Here is a 16,442-nt window from a genome sequence, read left to right as displayed (position 1 = left end):
CGGTCAGGCCGGGTTTTCTTCTTTTTCCGGATTTTCCGGAATGCCTTCATAAATGTCGGCCAAGGGGAGCGTGATGCCGAGAAGCGGCAGGTCGATGACCGCACTCAGCCCTTCGTAAATGCTTAATTTCCAGAAGCCTTCGGCTCGCTCAAAGACCTGCACCGCATACCGGGCCTGATGGACGATCAGGTAATACAGCAGGGAAGGCAGCTTGGTGTATTCGAGCCGCTTCGTTTCCGTATCCCCTTTTTCGGAAGATTTGGAGACGACTTCGATTAGCAATGTGGGTGTTTTTACGACCGTCTTCTGATCGTCCTTCCAGTCATTAGGTTCGCAGGTATAGATTATATCCGGGTAAACGTATTTTTCTCCCGTCGTCAGTTTTTGCTTGATGCTTTCTACGAACACCCGGCAACCGCCTATTTTCGCAAAACTGCGGAGGGCATAGCCTATATTCTGAACCAGCAGATTATGCCGAAAGGTCGTCCCGGCCATGGCATAAATTTCTCCGTCGTCGTATTCGTACCGAATTCCCTCCTCCTGTTCGAGGGCTTCGTACTCTTCGAAGGTGTATCGATGTTTTTTCAGCTCGGGGGTCATAACCGGTTCGTAGTTTCTGGCTTCCATAAAGATAGGCAATAGTTTCAAATCGTTCCCGTTTAGACGATAGAAGCCGCGCCGGGACACTTCCGGGCAATGCCTCCATGCGTTAAATCCGCCTTTTCTTCGTTTCCGTTTGCCGAAAAAACCGTTTCTTTACTCTTTCATTCTTTAGCCATTACCGGCTTCGTACCGATAACGATTCCATGAACTTTAAGCGTTTTCTTCCTCATCTGGTTGCCGTCATCGGGTTCGCGGTGCTGGCGGTGATGTATTGCTCCCCGGTCCTCAACGGCAAACGACTCAACCAACACGACATTATCCAGTCCGTTGCCGGGGCTCGGGAAGTCGTCGAATACCACAAACAAACCGGCGAGTGGGCCTGGTGGACCAACAGCATGTTCGGCGGGATGCCGGCCTATATGATCGCCGGGGATTACCCGACCAGCCTGACCCACAAACTGGGACAATACATCAACCTCCTCCTCCCCGACCCGGCCAATTACATCTGGCTCATTATGATCGGCGGATTCGTGCTGATGCTGGCGCTGGGGGCCAACATCTGGCTGTCGGCGCTGGGAGCGGTGGCTTACGGCTTTGCTTCCTACCACCTCATCAGCCTCGAAGCCGGCCACGTTTCCAAAGTTCTGGCGCTGGCCTACGCGCCGGGCATCATTGCGGGCGTCGTTATGGCCCTGCGCGGACGGTATCTGGCCGGAGCCTCCGTGACGGCTCTTTTCCTCGGGCTTGAGCTGTATGCCAATCACATCCAGATCACGTATTACCTCGCCGTCGGCCTGGTGATCTACGTCCTGATCGAAAGCATTGCCGCCATCCGGGAAGGGAGGGTCCGGCCGCTGGTTTTCTCCCTCCTTTCCCTCGGCGCAGCCGCCCTGATCGCCGTCGGAACGCACACCACCCGGCTCTGGAATACCGCCGATTATGCCACGGTAACCATTCGCGGAAAATCCGAACTGACCATTACGCCCCCGGCCGCTCCCGGCGCCCCTGCCCCGGCCAAAGCCGCCCCGCAAACCGGTCTGGACAAGGATTACGCCTTTCAATACAGCTACGGCATCGGCGAAACTCTCACCCTGCTGATCCCTAACTTTGCCGGGGGCTCGACGGTCGGCTCGCTCTCCACCGACTCCAAAACCTATAAGGCGCTGACCGGCATCGGGGTCGATGCCGGCATGGCGCAGCAGGTGATCCAGCAGGTTTTACTTTATCATGGAACGCTGTACAGCACCGGCGGTCCGGCCTATGCGGGCGCTATCGTCGTCTTTCTTTTCGTGCTGGGTCTTCAGATCGTGCGGGGCCGGCTGAAATGGTGGGCGCTGGGCGTCACCCTGCTTTATCTGGCCTGGTCGTGGGGGAAAAACTTCGCGGGCTTCAACTACCTGTTCTTCGATTATTTCCCCGGCTTCAACAAGTTCCGGGCGGTCACCATGATCCTGTCCCTCGTGCAGCTTCCGCTGGTGATGCTCGGCATCGTCGCCCTGAAACAAATCGTGGACCGGAAACTGACCGCCGAACAACTGAACCGGCCGCTGCTGATCTCCGTGGGCGTTACGGCCGGCCTCTGCCTCCTGATGGCCGTGGCCCCGACGGTGTTCCAGAGTTTCCGGGCGCCGGTCGACGACATCACGCTTCAAAACTTCGAGCAGGGCCTCCAGAACAAGAACCTCGCCGAACAGGTGGTTTCCGCCATCGTCGACGACCGCATCAGCCTGTTCCGGACGGATGCGTTCCGGTCGGCCGTTTTCATCCTGCTGGCGGCCGCGCTGGTCTGGCTGTATGCCCGCAACCGGCTCAAAGCCGCCGTGTTATACCCGGTTTTGCTCCTTCTGATGATCTTCGACCTGATGGGTGTCGACAAACGGTATCTCAACAATGACGATTTCGTCAGTAAATCCGCCATTCAGGAGACTGTCACCCCGACGCCCGCCGACGAGCAGATTCTGGCCGACAAAGACCCGGATTTCCGCGTGCTCGACCTGACGACCAACTTCATGAGCGATGCCCGGACTTCCTACTTCCACAAGTCGCTGGGCGGATATCATGCCGCCAAGATGCGCCGGTATCAGGACCTGGTGGAGTTTCAGGTGATGAAAAACAACCAGAACGTCATCAACATGCTGAACACCAGATATTTCCTCGGGCAGGCCCAACCGGCCAACGGGCAGCAGGGAACGCCCCAGACAGTGGCCCAGCGCAACCCCGGCGCCCTCGGCAACGCCTGGTTCGTCAGTGAATACCGGCTGGTTCCGAACGCGGATGCGGAAATGAAGGCGATGGACAGTCTGAATCCCCGCCGGACGGCCGTGATCGACCAGCGTTTCGCCGACCAGGTGGCCGGCCTGAAAATCCAGCCCGATTCGGTCGCCAATACCATCCGGCTGACCAGCTACAAACCCAATGAACTGACCTACGAAAGCAACGCAAAAACGGACCAGCTGGCGGTTTTCTCGGAAATCTATTACAACGTCCGCGACGAGTGGAAAGCCACCGTCGACGGTCAGGAAGTGCCCCACCTGCGGGCCGACTACATGCTGCGGGCCATGAAGGTTCCGGCCGGAAAGCATACCGTCGTCTTCCGCTTCGACCCGGTATCGGTACGGGTCGGGAAAATGGCGGACCTCATCTGCTCGATCCTGCTGGTCGCATTCATCGGGGCGGCCGTTTACTTCGAAAACCGGCAGAAAAAGACCGGCGAAGTCCGGGAAAAACAGCTTTCCTGATTCGGCTCCGCGTTTCCAAAGAAAGCCCCTGATTTTACGATCAGGGGCTTTTTGATTAAATGGCGCTCAGTTGGTCCACGGAAACCGGCTCGGGTTTCAGCAATTGACGCAGGGAAGCCAGATGGGTGAAAAGCACTACCGGCACCACCAGCCCCGGCAGCCCGACGTACGGAAACTTCAGCACCCCGACGTTCGGCTGATCGAAGGCCAGTTGCTGAAAAGGCACCGGAGCGGCCAGAATCGCATGACCGACAATGTTCACCAGCAACCCCAGCGCCAGGAAGTTCCAGAACAGCAGCAGACGACGGTCGAACGGCCGGTTGCGGGTGGCCCACCATCCGGCCAGCGGAGCGGTCAGACCGGAGAGCACATCCAGATTCCGGCCTTCGAAGGTCATCAGTTCCGGAATCTGCCCATATACGAACAACCCGTACAGCAGCAGTTCGACCGGAACCCGGATGGTGTTCAGGAAGGTCATGGCGGGCAGGGGGCAGCGGTCCATGAACCGGCGTCCGGCCGGGAACAGCAGCAGGGAAAGCACAAACGCTACGGGCGGCCCGATGGTCAGCGTAAAGCGGGGCGGCACCGTCCCGACGGTCAGGAAAAAACCGTTCCGGGCCAGCAGCAGCAGCAGGCCGAGCCAGACGAGCAGACCGACGAAAATTCGTCCGCCCTGCGAGGGAGCGGCTTTCCGCAGAACGACGTAACAACCGGCCAGCGTCAGCAGCAGAATACCGGCGAAACAGCCCGCCATCCAGGCGGGCGGGTTTTGAAACAGATGGGAAAGATCGGGATGCATTGTTGTTTACAGGTTTGGTTCAACGCCGTAAAACAAGTCCCTTAAGCGCAGAAAAAATGCGTTTTTCGAGCCGGAATCAACGAATGGTAACGAAAGTCCGGATGAATGGTCAGGCGGCAGTCAGCTGATTCAGCCACCGTTTGAACTCGGCGCTGCGGTACCGGCTGACGGTCACGGTTTCAACCGGGTCCTGTTTGTGCAGGGCCGGGGCCAGCGACACCAGCAGCTTGCGGTTGCTGTCGTCCTGAACGCTCCGGATGGCCGCCAGCGACACGATGAATTGGCGGTTGAGCTGGAAAAAGAGGGTCGACGGCAGAAGTTTTTCCAGTTCGGTGAACGAGTTATAGCGGGTGGTGAGCTGCTGAGCGTCGGTTCGGACCAGCAGCACGACGCCCTGGGTGGAGTAGAAGTAGGCGATTTCTTCCGGCTGCAGCGCAAGCCGGCGTGCCACGGTTTCCACCCAGATCGCCGGGGTTCCGGCGGCCGGCGGGCGGGTTTTTCGTAAGTCGCTGATCTGGTCGGAAAGGTCCCGGGCGGCCTGCTCCTTCTCCAGCCGGTAAGCCTGAAGCAGATACAGCCCGACATAGCCGCCGTTGATCAGGGTCGCGATGGTGATGCAGACAAAAATACCCGAAGTCAGCTGCACCGCATTCGGCCATTGCCCCGTATATAGCCGGACGGCTCCTGGGAAAACCAGAAAAAACGTCGTCATCGTAGCCAGACCGCCCAGCAGAACCTGCCGGCCGATGCGCCGGACCGGATCGACGGAAAACGGCAGGGCGCGGTCCAGTTTCCGGAAAATGGCCAGGTTGACCGTCCAGCAGGAAAGCATGACCGTCGAAACCGTCAGGAAATAAGGAAGCGGAAAGCGGTAGCCGGGCTGCCAGGGAAACCGCCGGAAAAAAACCACATGGGATGCCACCGTTGCCAGGAGCGGCACCAGAATCAGGAGCAGCAGCAGGTGCCGGCGACGGGTCAGGGGTTCCATAACGGCAATCAGTCCGGTTTACTTTTCAGACAATCGCTTTTTGTGTAATTTAAACTGGAATCGTCCGCTTTCCGTTATTTCTTAAAAACAAGTACTCATGGAAGAAAAAGAAACGACCCTGGATGCGGGTAAGCTCGACCGGATCGTGGAGGCCCGCATGAAGCTCAAACGCCGGTTTGAGGAAGCCATGCAGAACACGCCTTCGATGGCCGACAGCGCCGACGGCCCCAACAAACCGCTGGGTTCCGGCCCGCCGAACCGCCATGGGATGCCCAAAATACCGAAAAGTCAGACCGTTACCCAAAAATGGCCGGTCCTGGATCTGGGATACCATCCCAATATACCGATTCAAAAATGGCAGCTGGCCCTCGACGGCGAGGTCGAACATCCGATCCGTCTGAAATGGGACGACTTTATGGCCCTGCCCCAGACCGACGACGTCAGCGACTTTCACTGCGTGACGACCTGGTCGAAGCTCGACATGGCCTGGAAAGGGGTCCGGTTTGCCGACCTGGCTGCCCTGGTCATGCCGAAAGACAAGGCCACCCACGTCATGTGTTACGGCTATGACGGCTATTCCACCAACCTTTCGCTGGAGGAAGCCCTCAAACCGGATGTACTCCTCGTCCACACGGTCGAGGGCAAACCGCTGCCCATCGAACACGGGGGTCCCGTCCGGATGATTACGCCCCAGCTGTATGCCTGGAAAGGATCCAAATGGATCAAACGGATCGAGTTTCTGGCCGGAAACCGCCTGGGATTCTGGGAGGAACGGGGTTACTCGAATACCGCCTACCCCTGGCGAAACGACCGCTACAGCTGAGAATGCCCGAAAACCCGGTTTTACACCGGGTTTTCCATGAACCGATAGCAAAGCATATGGCAGATCGTCATGTGCGCATCCTCGACCCGGCCGTAATGGTCCGAATCGATCACGACGACCTCCTGGGCCAGGTCGGCCAGGCGACCCCGCTTGCCGCCGACCAGGGCCACGGTGGTCAGGCCGTGGTCATTGGCCCACTGAACCGCCTTGACCAGATTGGGAGAACTGCCGCTGACGCTCATGGTCAGGACCATATCGCCCGGTCGGGCATAGTTCTGAAGCTGACCGGAGAACACGTCCTCGTAGGCGTAGTCGTTGCCGAGAGCCGTCAGCCAGGCGGTATTGTCGTTGAGGGACAGGCACCGGAAGCGTTTGCCGAGTTTGTCGGAGGCTCCCTTTCCGAGGTCCGTGATGAAGTGGGAGGCATTGGCCGCGCTGCCTCCGTTTCCGAAAACAAAAAACTGGCGGTCTTCCTGCCAGCATTGTTTCATCAGGTCGGCAATGCGTTCGACCTGTTCGACCGGAATCGAATCGAGGGCGGCATGATGGTGGACCAGGTACTGTTCGAAATAGGTTTGCATATGGAATGGCTGACCGGCGGCTTTCGGAGCCGGTTCAGGAAGGTTTCGTTAAGCTCAGGGCGCCCACCGGCACGGCATCCTCGCCCAGTTCGGCCAGCCGCACGGCCGGCCCCGGATGAAAGGCGTTCATGATGTAATCCGGCAGGCTGCGGGCGACGGCCGACCGCAGCGGCTCCCCGATCAGGGATAACCCACCCCCCAGAATGATTACCTCGGGATGCAGCAGATGGACTACGTGCGACAGGCCGAAAGCCAGATCGTCGGCCAGCCGGTACAGGATGCGCCGGGCCGTTCCGTCGCCTTTGGCGAAGGCATCCCCCAGAAACCGGGCCTCCCCGGTTTTTTTCTCTCCTACCAGCTGTTTCAGGATGGAATCGGAAGATAATTCACGGAGAATCTGACGGATCTCCCGGTCGACGGCCCAGCCGGAACAGGCCGACTCGACGGTTTTTCCGTACCGGTCCAGCCGCAGGTGGCCGATCTCGGTCTCGCCCGGCGACGCGCCGTGGTAAATCCGGCCGTCGACCACCAGCCCCCCGCCGACCCCGCTGCCGAGGGTCACGTAAAAGACGTGCCGGAAACCGCGGCCTGCCCCGTGCAGGGCCTCCCCCAGGGCGGCTACGTTGGCATCGTTTTCTACCCGGACGGTGGCGGCTTTCGAGCGTTCGCCCAGCCATTCGGTCAGGCCGAAACCGGACCAGCCCTGTATCTGATGCGAAGTGGCGACCGTTCCCGTAAGGGCATCGACCGGGCCGCCGAAACCTACGCCCACGGACTGGATGGAGCCGTTCAGCCGGCGGATGACCTCCTCGATGTGCTTCAGGATGCCGTCGGCGCCCTGATCCGGATCGACGCTGAACCGAAACCGCTCTCCGATCATGGCCCGACCGGTTTTACCGGCCGATTCGGCCGTGACGAGCTGAAGTTTGGTACCGCCGATTTCAATTCCTAAGATCATACGCTGAAGCGAACGGAAATCCGGTGTTTCCGGCTTTCGTTTGCCCCGCAAATTAATAAAAAAACCATCTTCGGCAGGAAAAGCTTACGGAAGCGAATCCGCCCGGGCCTCGCCGTGCGAATGCCGCGTGAGCGGGGGAAGCTGGATGATTTCGCCGGTTTGCCAGGAATCGGCACCCGGAACGGTCGGATGGGCGAGGATGTCGCTCCGTTTCCTGCGGTTTTCCTCCGACGAAACCTTAAATCGTTGGTCGCGTTCCTTGACGATCCGGGGGTCGATCAGCCCGTCGCGCGTGAAGCCCATCATGAGGGCGGGGCTGCCGTACGGGAGGGTCAGGTTCTGGTCGGTATGCCAGGTATGCCAGGTTTTGCCGTAGGTATTGACGGTCAGCTCCATCAGTTCGTGTTCAGCCACTTCCGGCAGGCCGGGGGCGATGAGCGTTCCGCTTTTCACCTCATACCGATGCGAGTGCCAGAGCTTTTTCTCGTCCGCCGGCAGCGTCCGGAAAAGTTTTTCGGAAATAATGTATTCCACCCCCATCAACTTGGCATCCTTGCCGTTCCCGTCGAAAATGACACACTGGGTGAGGTCTTCGTTCAGTTTGGTACAGTAGTGATGAGCTTCCATCTGGCCTTTCAGGTTTCCGTTGTAGAAATGAAAGCCGTTGAGGTAGATTTCCAGCCGGCGCACCGGCGTTTTGTCCTGGATGGTGGCGGCCCCGGCCTCCAGCGTCTTCGTCTTAGCCGATTTTTCACTGCCCGGCGACCGGACGTTGGACGAGGTGTTGTCTCCCCCGCAGGCCAGAAACAACAAAGCCAGACCCGCGTAATACCTTGAAATGTTCATCGTGATGGCAACTGATCTCCTTCTTCGGAACCCGGCGGTTCCGGATTTGTTCGGATTTCCTCCTTCGATCCATCCTTCGGCCTTTCCCGATTTTGTAAGTCCATTGCAAGGTATCCACCAAGTAATTCATTATTATTGCTTTACAAACCGGTTACGATCCGGCTTTCCGCTTCATCGGAAGCTTCGGACCGGTCCGGAACCCTTACATCTGTCCAGTCATGAAATTCCGTCCCGGCCCTCTCCTGTATGGACTTGGCTTCCTTCTGCTTTGGGCACTGGAGGCCCGCGGCCAGTCGGCCGGTACCTTTACCCATCTCTCCGTGAAGGACGGTCTGGCGCAGAACGCCGTCAACTATGCCTTTCAGGATCAGGAGGGTTTTCTCTGGTTCGCCACCAGCGACGGGCTCAGCAAATACGACGGTTACCAGTTCACCAACTTTCTATCCGATCCGCTCCGCCGGAACGGCTCCCTGTACAGCAGCCACATCACCTACATTCACGAGGACCGCAGCAACCGGCTCTGGATCTGCACCAACGCGGGGCTGCACGAGATCGACAAGAAAACGCACGCCATCCGCTCCTTCCGGATCAAAGGAGACGGCATGAACAACTGGAACAAGCACTTTTCGATCTGTGAAGACCATGAGGGCAAGCTCTGGCTGGGTGCGCGCGGGGGACTGTGCCGGTTTGAACCCAACCGGAAGGTGCCTCATTTCACGCTTTATCCCTTTCCCTTCAAAGACCGCCCGCTCATCAACGTAGTCGAGGACCGTCAGCACCGGTTATGGGTCAGCTCGACGGAGGGTCTATTCCTGTTCGATCGGCAAAAGCCCAGGTTCATCCAGATCCCTTTTCCCCGAAACCCGGACAAGAAGAAAAAGGTCTGGTGTACGGCCCTGTACATCGATAAAGACGATGTTCTGTGGGTCGGCACGGTCGGCAAGCACCTTCTTCAGGTCGATCTGAACGCCCCGAAACCCTGCCTGGAACCCTATCAACCCCGGGGGCGGATCAACGAAAATATATTTGTCAATGCCATCCGGGAAGATAGTGAAGGCTATTTATGGATCGGAACCACCAAAGGACTTCAGCGGCTGGATAAAAAAACCGGCGATGTCCTTACCTTTTCATTTGACCCTTCGATGCGAAACGGCATCGGCAGTATGGAAGTCCGTTCCATCTTTCAGGATCGGTCGAGTACTTTCTGGATCAGCACCGAAAACGGTGTCGATAAACTGGACCTGAGACCCTCGAAATTTACCACTGTTCAGATCACTCCGTCGCCTGCTGCCTTCCGAAAAAAAGAGAACCATATCGGAGCCCTCCTTGAAGAAAAGACCGGGCGCCTGTGGATTTCGAATTTCGGCGGCCTCTACCAGCTCGACCCGGACTCCAGTAAGCCGGTACGGATTCCGATCGATCCCTTCGTCCAGAAAGAAGTCAGGGACGAAATAGCCATGGCCCTCCAGCAGGACACGCTCGGGCGGCTGTGGGTGGGTGGGTTCAACGGGTTTTACTACCAGAACCCGGAAACCGACCGCTTCATCAATCTGCCCTCGAAAATCCGGATTCTCTTTCTGTCGAAAGGCACCCGTGGCGAATTCTGGGTGGGCGGGGAAGGCGGGTTCGCGCGGTTCAACCCGTACACCAGATCGTTCCAGTATTTTTACCGGAAGCCGCTTCAGCCCTCCGACCGGGCCGAAAAAAACATCAATGCCATCCTGGCCACCCGGGACGGTCAGGTCTGGGTCTGCTACAACGGCAAGGGCATCTACCGGTTCGATCCGAATACGCGGCAGATGATCCGCTACAAGGCCGCCGAATCCAGCCCGGTCGGCCAGCTCAACGGCGAGGACATCGTCTGCATTCATGAGGACCGCAAAGGCCTGCTCTGGTTCGGAACCAGTTTCGGCGGCCTGTGCCGGCTGGACCCGAAAACGGGGGTCTTCAAACGGATCACCAGCCGCAACGGCCTACCCGGAAACCGGGTCACGGCCATTGTGGGGGATGAGTCGGGCCACCTCTGGATCAGCACGAACCGGGGCATCTGCCGGTATAACGAGCGCATGGGAACCTTCCGGGTCTACCAGCTCCTGGACGGTCTGCCCGACCATGAGTTCATCCGGAACAGCGCCGGGTACCGGAACGGCCGGGTCATCTTCGGCGGGGTGAACGGCCTGATTTCCTTTCGTCCGGACGATATCCGCAACAATCTGACCCCGCCCCCGGTCCATGTCACGGCCATGAAGGTGTGGGGAAAGAACCAGCCCCTGACCGGCGAACCACTCAGTTTCTCCCATACCGACAATTCGATTTCCTTCGAATTCATCGCCCTGAACTACGATGATGCCGAAAAAAGCCAGTATGCCTTCCGGCTGTCCGGCGTCGACAAAGGCTGGGTCCACAGCGGCACCCGCCGGTTTGCCGGCTATACCAACCTCGAACCCGGTGATTATCAGTTTCAGGTAAAGGCCTCGAACAGCGACGGCACCTGGAACGAGCAGGGCCGCACCGTCCGGTTCGCCATTCTCCCGCCCTGGTGGGCCACGTGGTGGGCCTACCTGCTGTACGTTTCCGGCGCTTTCGCCGGCATAAGGGGAATCATCCAGTACAGAAACCGTACCCTGCTGAAGGAAAAGAAACTGCTGGAAAAACAGGTCGCCGAACGAACCGCCGAAGTCGTCAACCAGAAAGAGGAGATCGAAACCCAGCGCGACCACCTCGAGGAAATGCTCACCAAACTCCAGACGACGCAGGATCAGCTCATTCAGAAGGAAAAAATGGCCTCACTCGGGGAGCTGACGGCCGGCATCGCCCATGAAATCAAGAACCCGCTCAACTTCGTCAACAACTTTTCCGAAGTCAGCATCGAACTGATCGACGAACTGGAAAATCTGCCCGGCCCCGATCCGGATGCCGAAAATGACATTCTGGCGTACCTGAAAGACAACCTGCGGAAGATCCTGGCGCACGGCCGGCGGGCGGATGCCATCGTTCGGGGTATGCTCGAACACAGCCGGGCTTCCACCGGGGAACCCGAGCCGACCGACATCAACAACCTGGCCGACGAGTTTCTGCGGCTGGCCTACCAGGGCCAGCGGAGCAAGGACGCCGGTTTCCAGGCCGAACTGACCACCAGCTTCGACCGGGACATCGGCAAGATCGAGGTGGTGCCGCAGGACATCGGGCGGGTCCTCCTGAACCTGTATTCCAACGCCTTCTATGCCCTCCACGAAAAGCAGCAACTGCTGGGCAGCCGGTATACCGGCCATCTGTGGGTAAGTACCCAGCGCCGGAACGGCGAACTCGAAATCCGGGTGCGCGACAATGGTACGGGCATTCCCGATGCGGTCCGGGAAAAAATCTTCCAGCCCTTTTTCACCACCAAACCGGCGGGCGAAGGGACCGGCCTGGGCTTATCCCTGTCCTACGAGATCATTACGAAGGGCCACGGCGGCACCCTCGAAGCGAGGAATCTGGGCGGAGAAGGATCGGAGTTCGTGGTCCGGATTCCCGTAAAAGCGGAGAAAATGATTAATTCGGCATCACTTTAACCGCGCATCCCTTTATCGGGCAGGAAGCGGTTGTTTCATGCCGGCCAGATTCCAGTAACTCTTAAAATTATCGATCATTCGGCTGAAATCCGCCAGTTGGTTCGGTTTCACGAAGTAGGCGTTGGCCCCGGAGAGATAGCTCTGTTCGACGTCCCGCCCGAAATCCGAGGACGAAAGAATGAAGGTCGGAATCGTACGCGTGGCGGGCGACGACCGGATTGCCGTCAGAGCCTCGATTCCGTTCATGACCGGCATGTTGATATCGAGAAAGATAAAGGTGGGTGCCACTCCTTCGGAGCGCAGAGCCTCCATGAGTTCCTTCCCGTTGACAAACACTGAAATCCGGCTATCCGGGAAATGCTCTTTTATCATGATCTGGAACAAAAAAGCATCATCCTCGTCATCTTCAGCCAGGTAAATCTGTAAGGGTACTTCCATAAATTTTTACAGGACAGATCGTAAAGGACGCGAATCTAAAGGATAAACCTCAAACTTACCAAATGGTTGGTTTCGTGACGGGCAGATTGGAAAACGGCCGGTGGGGAACCGGCCGTTTTCCAATGGAATCATTCCCCGGTCTCGTCGTTGGGGGCATCGACCGGTTTGGATTCCGGCGAGCCCTTCTGCCGGAGGAAGATCGTCAGCACTACGATGGAAAGAACCGACAGGAACTCGCTCTGCCAGTTCTGTAACGACTGAAACCAGAAGTCACTGCTTGCCATAAATTCTCCCAGCGTCAGCCTATCGGTCTTCCCCTTCAGCATCTGTTCGGTATTGTGTTCCTTCACTCCCCCGACCGCGTGCAGCAGGAAAGAGGCCAGAAACAGCAGGAAGTACGCGAGGCTGAGGGAGTTTTTATACAGGGCCAGAAGGAGGCCGCCCTTTCGAACGGGCCAGGGCGCACCCGGCCGTTTGGGGTTCGGCCGACGGTCGACGGCTTCCTCCTTGTCCAGGCTTTTGGATTCGGAAGAGCCTTTCTGGTAAAGAAAAACCGTGAATAACACATACAGACCCATCTGGAGAAACTCGCTTTCCCAGTTCTCGAAAACCGATTCGATGCAGTGTCCACTGGTCAGATAGCTTCCGAAATCAAGGGCAGGGCGGTTATAATCCTTCAGTTCTTCGTTAAAGGTATACCAGCCGGTAAGCAGGTTCCCGACCAATGTGAGAATGGTGAGAATCAGAAGCGTCAGAGACAATCCGTTCTCACGAAGGAATCGCTTCATGGAGATATACGTTGGTTACCTCCATTAACTACGAAACGGCTTCCGATTGTTTGAAGACCGGGCCGGCCGAGGCCTTAAACTTCGTAAGCGGTGTCGGGCAAATTCATGCTTCAGATCATCTGAAGCGATTTTCTGTCAGGATTCCGCAAAAAACCGGGCAGCCAGCCAGCCCAGAATCAGGATGATTTCAGCCAGCGCATCCAGCAGGTAGACTCCGGGAATCACGCGCCGGCGATAGAAGTATACGTCTCACGGTAATGAACAGGCCGATGGTCCGCACCAGCCAGAGATCGGTTTTGGGGCCGGTCACTTTCAGGAACGTTTTCATGCTCACCAGCGGCCAGACACCGGTGAGGACGTAATAGACGGCCTGAGCCGCAGCCACCAGGAGTTCCATACGGGAAGCGATGTTCTGCGGTTACAAACCACCGGCCACCCATTTGGTTCTGTCTTCCCGGAATGCGGCCCGGTTCTACCGGCCGGTTTCAAGCCGGATCGACCAGCGGAGCTGAAGCCCGAGGGTGCTGAACCGGAGGTGTTCCGGGCCGACGCTGCCGACCGGATACCGGAAATACGGTTCCACGATCAGCCGCTGCCGCCCGCCCAGCAAGCGCTCAAAGCCGACCGAGGCATTCAGAAACCCGACCGGCTGGAAATCGGACTCCGAGCCGATTCGACCGCGAACGTCCTCGTACTCGGTCTCCAGGCGGCTTACCTCCTGCTTCTGGCCGTTCATGAGTTCGATGGTGGTGACGATGATGCGGTCCGTTCGGAAATGGCGTTCAAACTGCCGGTCGAAGGCCAGGAGGGCCGAGACACCCGCCGACGCGAAGAATTGCTGCCTTTTTCCCGGAAGAAACCGATACCGGAGCGAAAGCGGGACCTGGACACCCAGCCAGCGGTAGGAAACGCCGGTCAGCCGGCGCATTCCGGAGGGCGCCGATTCCGGAACCACCTCCCCGTCGATCCGCAGCGTCTGCCGGGCCAGGCCCAGACCCGAACTCAGGTCCAGCCGGCGGCCCAGACCGATTTCGGCCGAAATCAGGGCGCCCGGCGTCGCTGCCGCGGAACCCGACCGGGCGTAGTTGGCCTGCGAGAACACCCCCCCGCCGAGCCGGAAGTCCCATCGCTTTTCCGGCCGGATCTCCGCTTTTGCAGGCTTCGTGCCGAAGGTCTGAACCGACAATGGGCCGAAGGCGGTCTGAAAAGCCTTCACCGGGAGAAAATCAAGCCGCCGGATTTTAACCGACCCGTTCGGGGTTTGAGATTCGGCCCGTGAAAAGAGGATTTCCTCCGCCGGTTCCGGTTCGAAAACAAGCCGTTTTTCAAAGAGGTCGGACTCCCGGCTTTTCCGGTTGCGGGAGTAGCGGCCGGAGGTTCGCCGGAAGGTTTGGGCTACCGCCCCCCCGTCCGGAATTTCGACGGACGGGCTGAACGATTCCGAACGGGAACCATCCGGTCCCGGACTGAATAGTCGGGGATTATCCAGCGGGGGCCGGTGGTTCGGGGCGGCCGGCAGAGCCTGGTCCGGAGAAGGTCCGGCGACGGTTTCGGGCGTTTTGTCCGGTGTGACCGGGGTTCCGGGGGATTGAACCACCCGGACTTTTCCCCGGGACGGCTCCGGCGGATTCACCCGGAAATAGGCCAGCCCCCCCAGGAGGAGCAGGCCGATCAGGGCGGCCGTCCGGTACCATCCGACGAACCACCGGCGCCGGCCGTTCCGGTTCCGGCGGTGCCGCTCAAAGGCCTTCCAGGCCGCCGGGTCGTAGGGCGGGGTAAAGTCGGCCAGCCGGCGGTTGAAATTCTCGGGCAATTCGTCGGAGTTCATGGCTGCTTACGATGAATACCATTGTTGGATGAGCCGGCGAAGGCGTTTTTTGGCCCGGGCCAGATAAGTCCGCGAGGAACCGGCCGGAATGGAGAGCATACGGCCAATTTCCTCATGCGGGTAGCCTTCGATCTCGTAGAGGTTGAAGACGAGCCGCCATTCGTCCGGGAGCTGGTCGAGCAGCGCCAGGATTTCCTCCACCGTCAGGCGGTCGACGGCCTCTTCGCCCACGGCGGCTTCGGACTCTTCTTCCTGCACCTCCACTTCCGCCCGCCGTTTCGTACGTCGGTAGCGGTCGAGGGCGGTGTTGACGACGATCCGCCGGAGCCAGGCCCGGAACGACTGCACGTCGGTACCGGCCGAGACGGCATCGAACACCTTCAGAAAACTATCGTTCAGGATTTCCTGCGCTTCCTGCCGGGAGACGGCGTAGCGCAGGCAGATTCCCATCGCGAAGCCGTAAAAATGCCTGAACAGCCGTTCCTGGGCGCGGGCCTCTCCCCGCCGGCATCCCTCGATGAGCTGACGTTCCAGTACACTGCAATCGGTGAGCACTTCCACAACGGGGCGATCAGATGGAAAGGTGCCGCGGCCGGCCGCGGCACCTCGTTCGGTTTCAAAGGGTGTGGATCATTGATTGGAGACGGCGCCGTTGGGGTCGGCCACCTTGTCCTGAACCTGGGAGCCGTTGGACACCCGGACGTAAAAATCAGCGGGTTTGTAGGTTTCTCCGAGCAGTTTTTTCAGGTCGACGGTCAGGGTAAACTCGCCGGGCATGGAGCAGCCGCCGGGTTCTTTTTCATTGGCCACCACGAGGTTGATCTGGGCCGGGTAGCTCTCCATGATGCGGCCGTCCCACACGACGGCATAGTCGTCGGCGGAGCAGCCGCCCTTTACCTGAATCTGAAGGCTCGTTTCACCGCGGGTGATTCCGGTGATCTCGAAGGCCGTCCCTTTTGCCGCCGTCCGGGCGCCCATCAGGCGCTGGTATTCCGCCTGACTGGTCCGGATTCCTGACGTTTCTTTGGGCCGCAGGGCTTTTTCATTGTCGTGGTTGCAGGCCCAGATGCTTCCGAGCATCATCAGGAGGGCCATTCCAAAGAGAGTTTTCCGCCGTTTCATGGTATGAATTATTTTGGTTTCATCTCCATGACGATACGGATTCCTAAAACGCGACAAGGGAGGGAACGCTTTTTAACTATTTTCAGCCCGGACCGGAAACAAAGCCGCCGGGGCCGGGTTGAGAATCAAACGAACATTCATTCCAACATGGAAATTCAGAAAGTGAACAACCAGCTTGTCCCGGGCGAGCATCCGGAAGAAGGCAGCGAATCCGACCGGACCGGCAACGATTCGGACGGCGACTTTACGCCCACCGAAGCGGAAGGAAACGTTCAGGGCGGAGGGTCTTACGGGTCGGGATACGGTACCGGCTCGGAGGGCGAACCCGGCACGGAAACGTCCGGAACGGAGCAGAACCGCGACTGAACCGATGCCG

15 protein-coding genes are annotated in these 16,442 nt (G+C 58.7%); 4 read left to right on the top strand and 11 right to left on the bottom strand.

Annotated elements, in window-relative coordinates; genetic code table 11:
- Positions 1-3: 3 nt before the first annotated feature.
- A complete protein-coding gene (locus DX909_RS27180; RefSeq protein WP_128548402.1) occupies positions 4-627 on the bottom strand; it encodes a Uma2 family endonuclease in 624 nt (207 codons plus the stop codon).
- 179 nt (positions 628-806) lie between these two features.
- Here DX909_RS27180 and DX909_RS27175 point away from each other — a divergent pair, with 179 nt between their 5' ends.
- Positions 807-3,341, top strand: coding sequence for a YfhO family protein (locus tag DX909_RS27175; protein WP_128548401.1), 2,535 nt, complete (start codon positions 807-809; stop codon positions 3,339-3,341).
- Positions 3,342-3,396: 55 nt separating this feature from the next.
- On the opposite strand, the gene DX909_RS27170 is transcribed toward DX909_RS27175, so the two are convergent.
- Positions 3,397-4,140, bottom strand: coding sequence for a DUF8737 domain-containing protein (locus tag DX909_RS27170; protein ID WP_128548400.1), 744 nt, complete (start codon positions 4,138-4,140; stop codon positions 3,397-3,399).
- 109 nt (positions 4,141-4,249) lie between these two features.
- Entirely contained in the window at positions 4,250-5,128 is an 879-nt protein-coding gene (locus tag DX909_RS27165) for a LytTR family DNA-binding domain-containing protein (RefSeq protein ID WP_128548399.1), read from the bottom strand.
- A 97-nt stretch (positions 5,129-5,225) separates the two neighbouring features.
- Here DX909_RS27165 and DX909_RS27160 point away from each other — a divergent pair, with 97 nt between their 5' ends.
- Complete coding sequence (locus tag DX909_RS27160; RefSeq protein WP_128548398.1) at positions 5,226-5,951, top strand: sulfite oxidase-like oxidoreductase; 726 nt, start codon at positions 5,226-5,228, stop codon at positions 5,949-5,951.
- Between the two features lie 20 nt (positions 5,952-5,971).
- On the opposite strand, the gene DX909_RS27155 is transcribed toward DX909_RS27160, so the two are convergent.
- The 3 genes from DX909_RS27155 to DX909_RS27145 all read right to left on the bottom strand — a co-directional run bounded on the left by DX909_RS27155 (position 5,972) and on the right by DX909_RS27145 (position 8,336).
- Positions 5,972-6,532, bottom strand: a complete 561-nt coding sequence (locus DX909_RS27155; RefSeq protein ID WP_128548397.1) for a D-sedoheptulose-7-phosphate isomerase — start codon at positions 6,530-6,532, stop codon at positions 5,972-5,974.
- Between the two features lie 34 nt (positions 6,533-6,566).
- A complete protein-coding gene (locus DX909_RS27150) occupies positions 6,567-7,490 on the bottom strand; it encodes an ROK family protein (RefSeq protein ID WP_128548396.1) in 924 nt (307 codons plus the stop codon).
- 84 nt (positions 7,491-7,574) lie between these two features.
- Positions 7,575-8,336 (bottom strand): OBAP family protein, encoded by a 762-nt coding sequence (locus tag DX909_RS27145; protein WP_128548395.1) that lies wholly within the window; start codon positions 8,334-8,336, stop codon positions 7,575-7,577.
- 218 nt (positions 8,337-8,554) lie between these two features.
- Here DX909_RS27145 and DX909_RS27140 point away from each other — a divergent pair, with 218 nt between their 5' ends.
- On the top strand, positions 8,555-11,890 hold the full coding sequence (locus DX909_RS27140; RefSeq protein ID WP_128548394.1) for a sensor histidine kinase: 3,336 nt from the start codon (positions 8,555-8,557) through the stop codon (positions 11,888-11,890).
- A gap of 12 nt (positions 11,891-11,902) precedes the next feature.
- On the opposite strand, the gene DX909_RS27135 is transcribed toward DX909_RS27140, so the two are convergent.
- The 5 genes from DX909_RS27135 to DX909_RS27110 form a co-directional block, all read right to left on the bottom strand.
- Positions 11,903-12,328 carry a response regulator gene (locus tag DX909_RS27135; RefSeq protein ID WP_128548393.1) on the bottom strand — a complete coding sequence of 142 codons (426 nt, stop codon included), beginning with the start codon at positions 12,326-12,328 and terminating at the stop codon, positions 11,903-11,905.
- 128 nt (positions 12,329-12,456) lie between these two features.
- Positions 12,457-13,116, bottom strand: a complete 660-nt coding sequence (locus DX909_RS27130; protein ID WP_128548392.1) for a DUF6766 family protein — start codon at positions 13,114-13,116, stop codon at positions 12,457-12,459.
- A gap of 472 nt (positions 13,117-13,588) precedes the next feature.
- A complete protein-coding gene (locus DX909_RS27120; RefSeq protein ID WP_128548391.1) occupies positions 13,589-14,944 on the bottom strand; it encodes a hypothetical protein in 1,356 nt (451 codons plus the stop codon).
- Between the two features lie 6 nt (positions 14,945-14,950).
- Positions 14,951-15,505: an RNA polymerase sigma factor gene (locus DX909_RS27115; protein ID WP_229311219.1), complete on the bottom strand. Its 555-nt coding sequence runs from the start codon at positions 15,503-15,505 to the stop codon at positions 14,951-14,953.
- A 69-nt stretch (positions 15,506-15,574) separates the two neighbouring features.
- Entirely contained in the window at positions 15,575-16,066 is a 492-nt protein-coding gene (locus DX909_RS27110) for a hypothetical protein (protein ID WP_128548390.1), read from the bottom strand.
- A gap of 147 nt (positions 16,067-16,213) precedes the next feature.
- Here DX909_RS27110 and DX909_RS27105 point away from each other — a divergent pair, with 147 nt between their 5' ends.
- Positions 16,214-16,432 carry a hypothetical protein gene (locus tag DX909_RS27105; protein ID WP_128548389.1) on the top strand — a complete coding sequence of 73 codons (219 nt, stop codon included), beginning with the start codon at positions 16,214-16,216 and terminating at the stop codon, positions 16,430-16,432.
- Positions 16,433-16,442: the final 10 nt, after the last annotated feature.

Source organism: Larkinella soli (assembly GCF_003703975.1).
In the GTDB taxonomy this organism is placed as follows: domain Bacteria; phylum Bacteroidota; class Bacteroidia; order Cytophagales; family Spirosomataceae; genus Larkinella; species Larkinella soli.
Note: the sequence above shows the minus strand (reverse complement) of the source record. Positions and strands in the feature narration are given on the sequence as shown.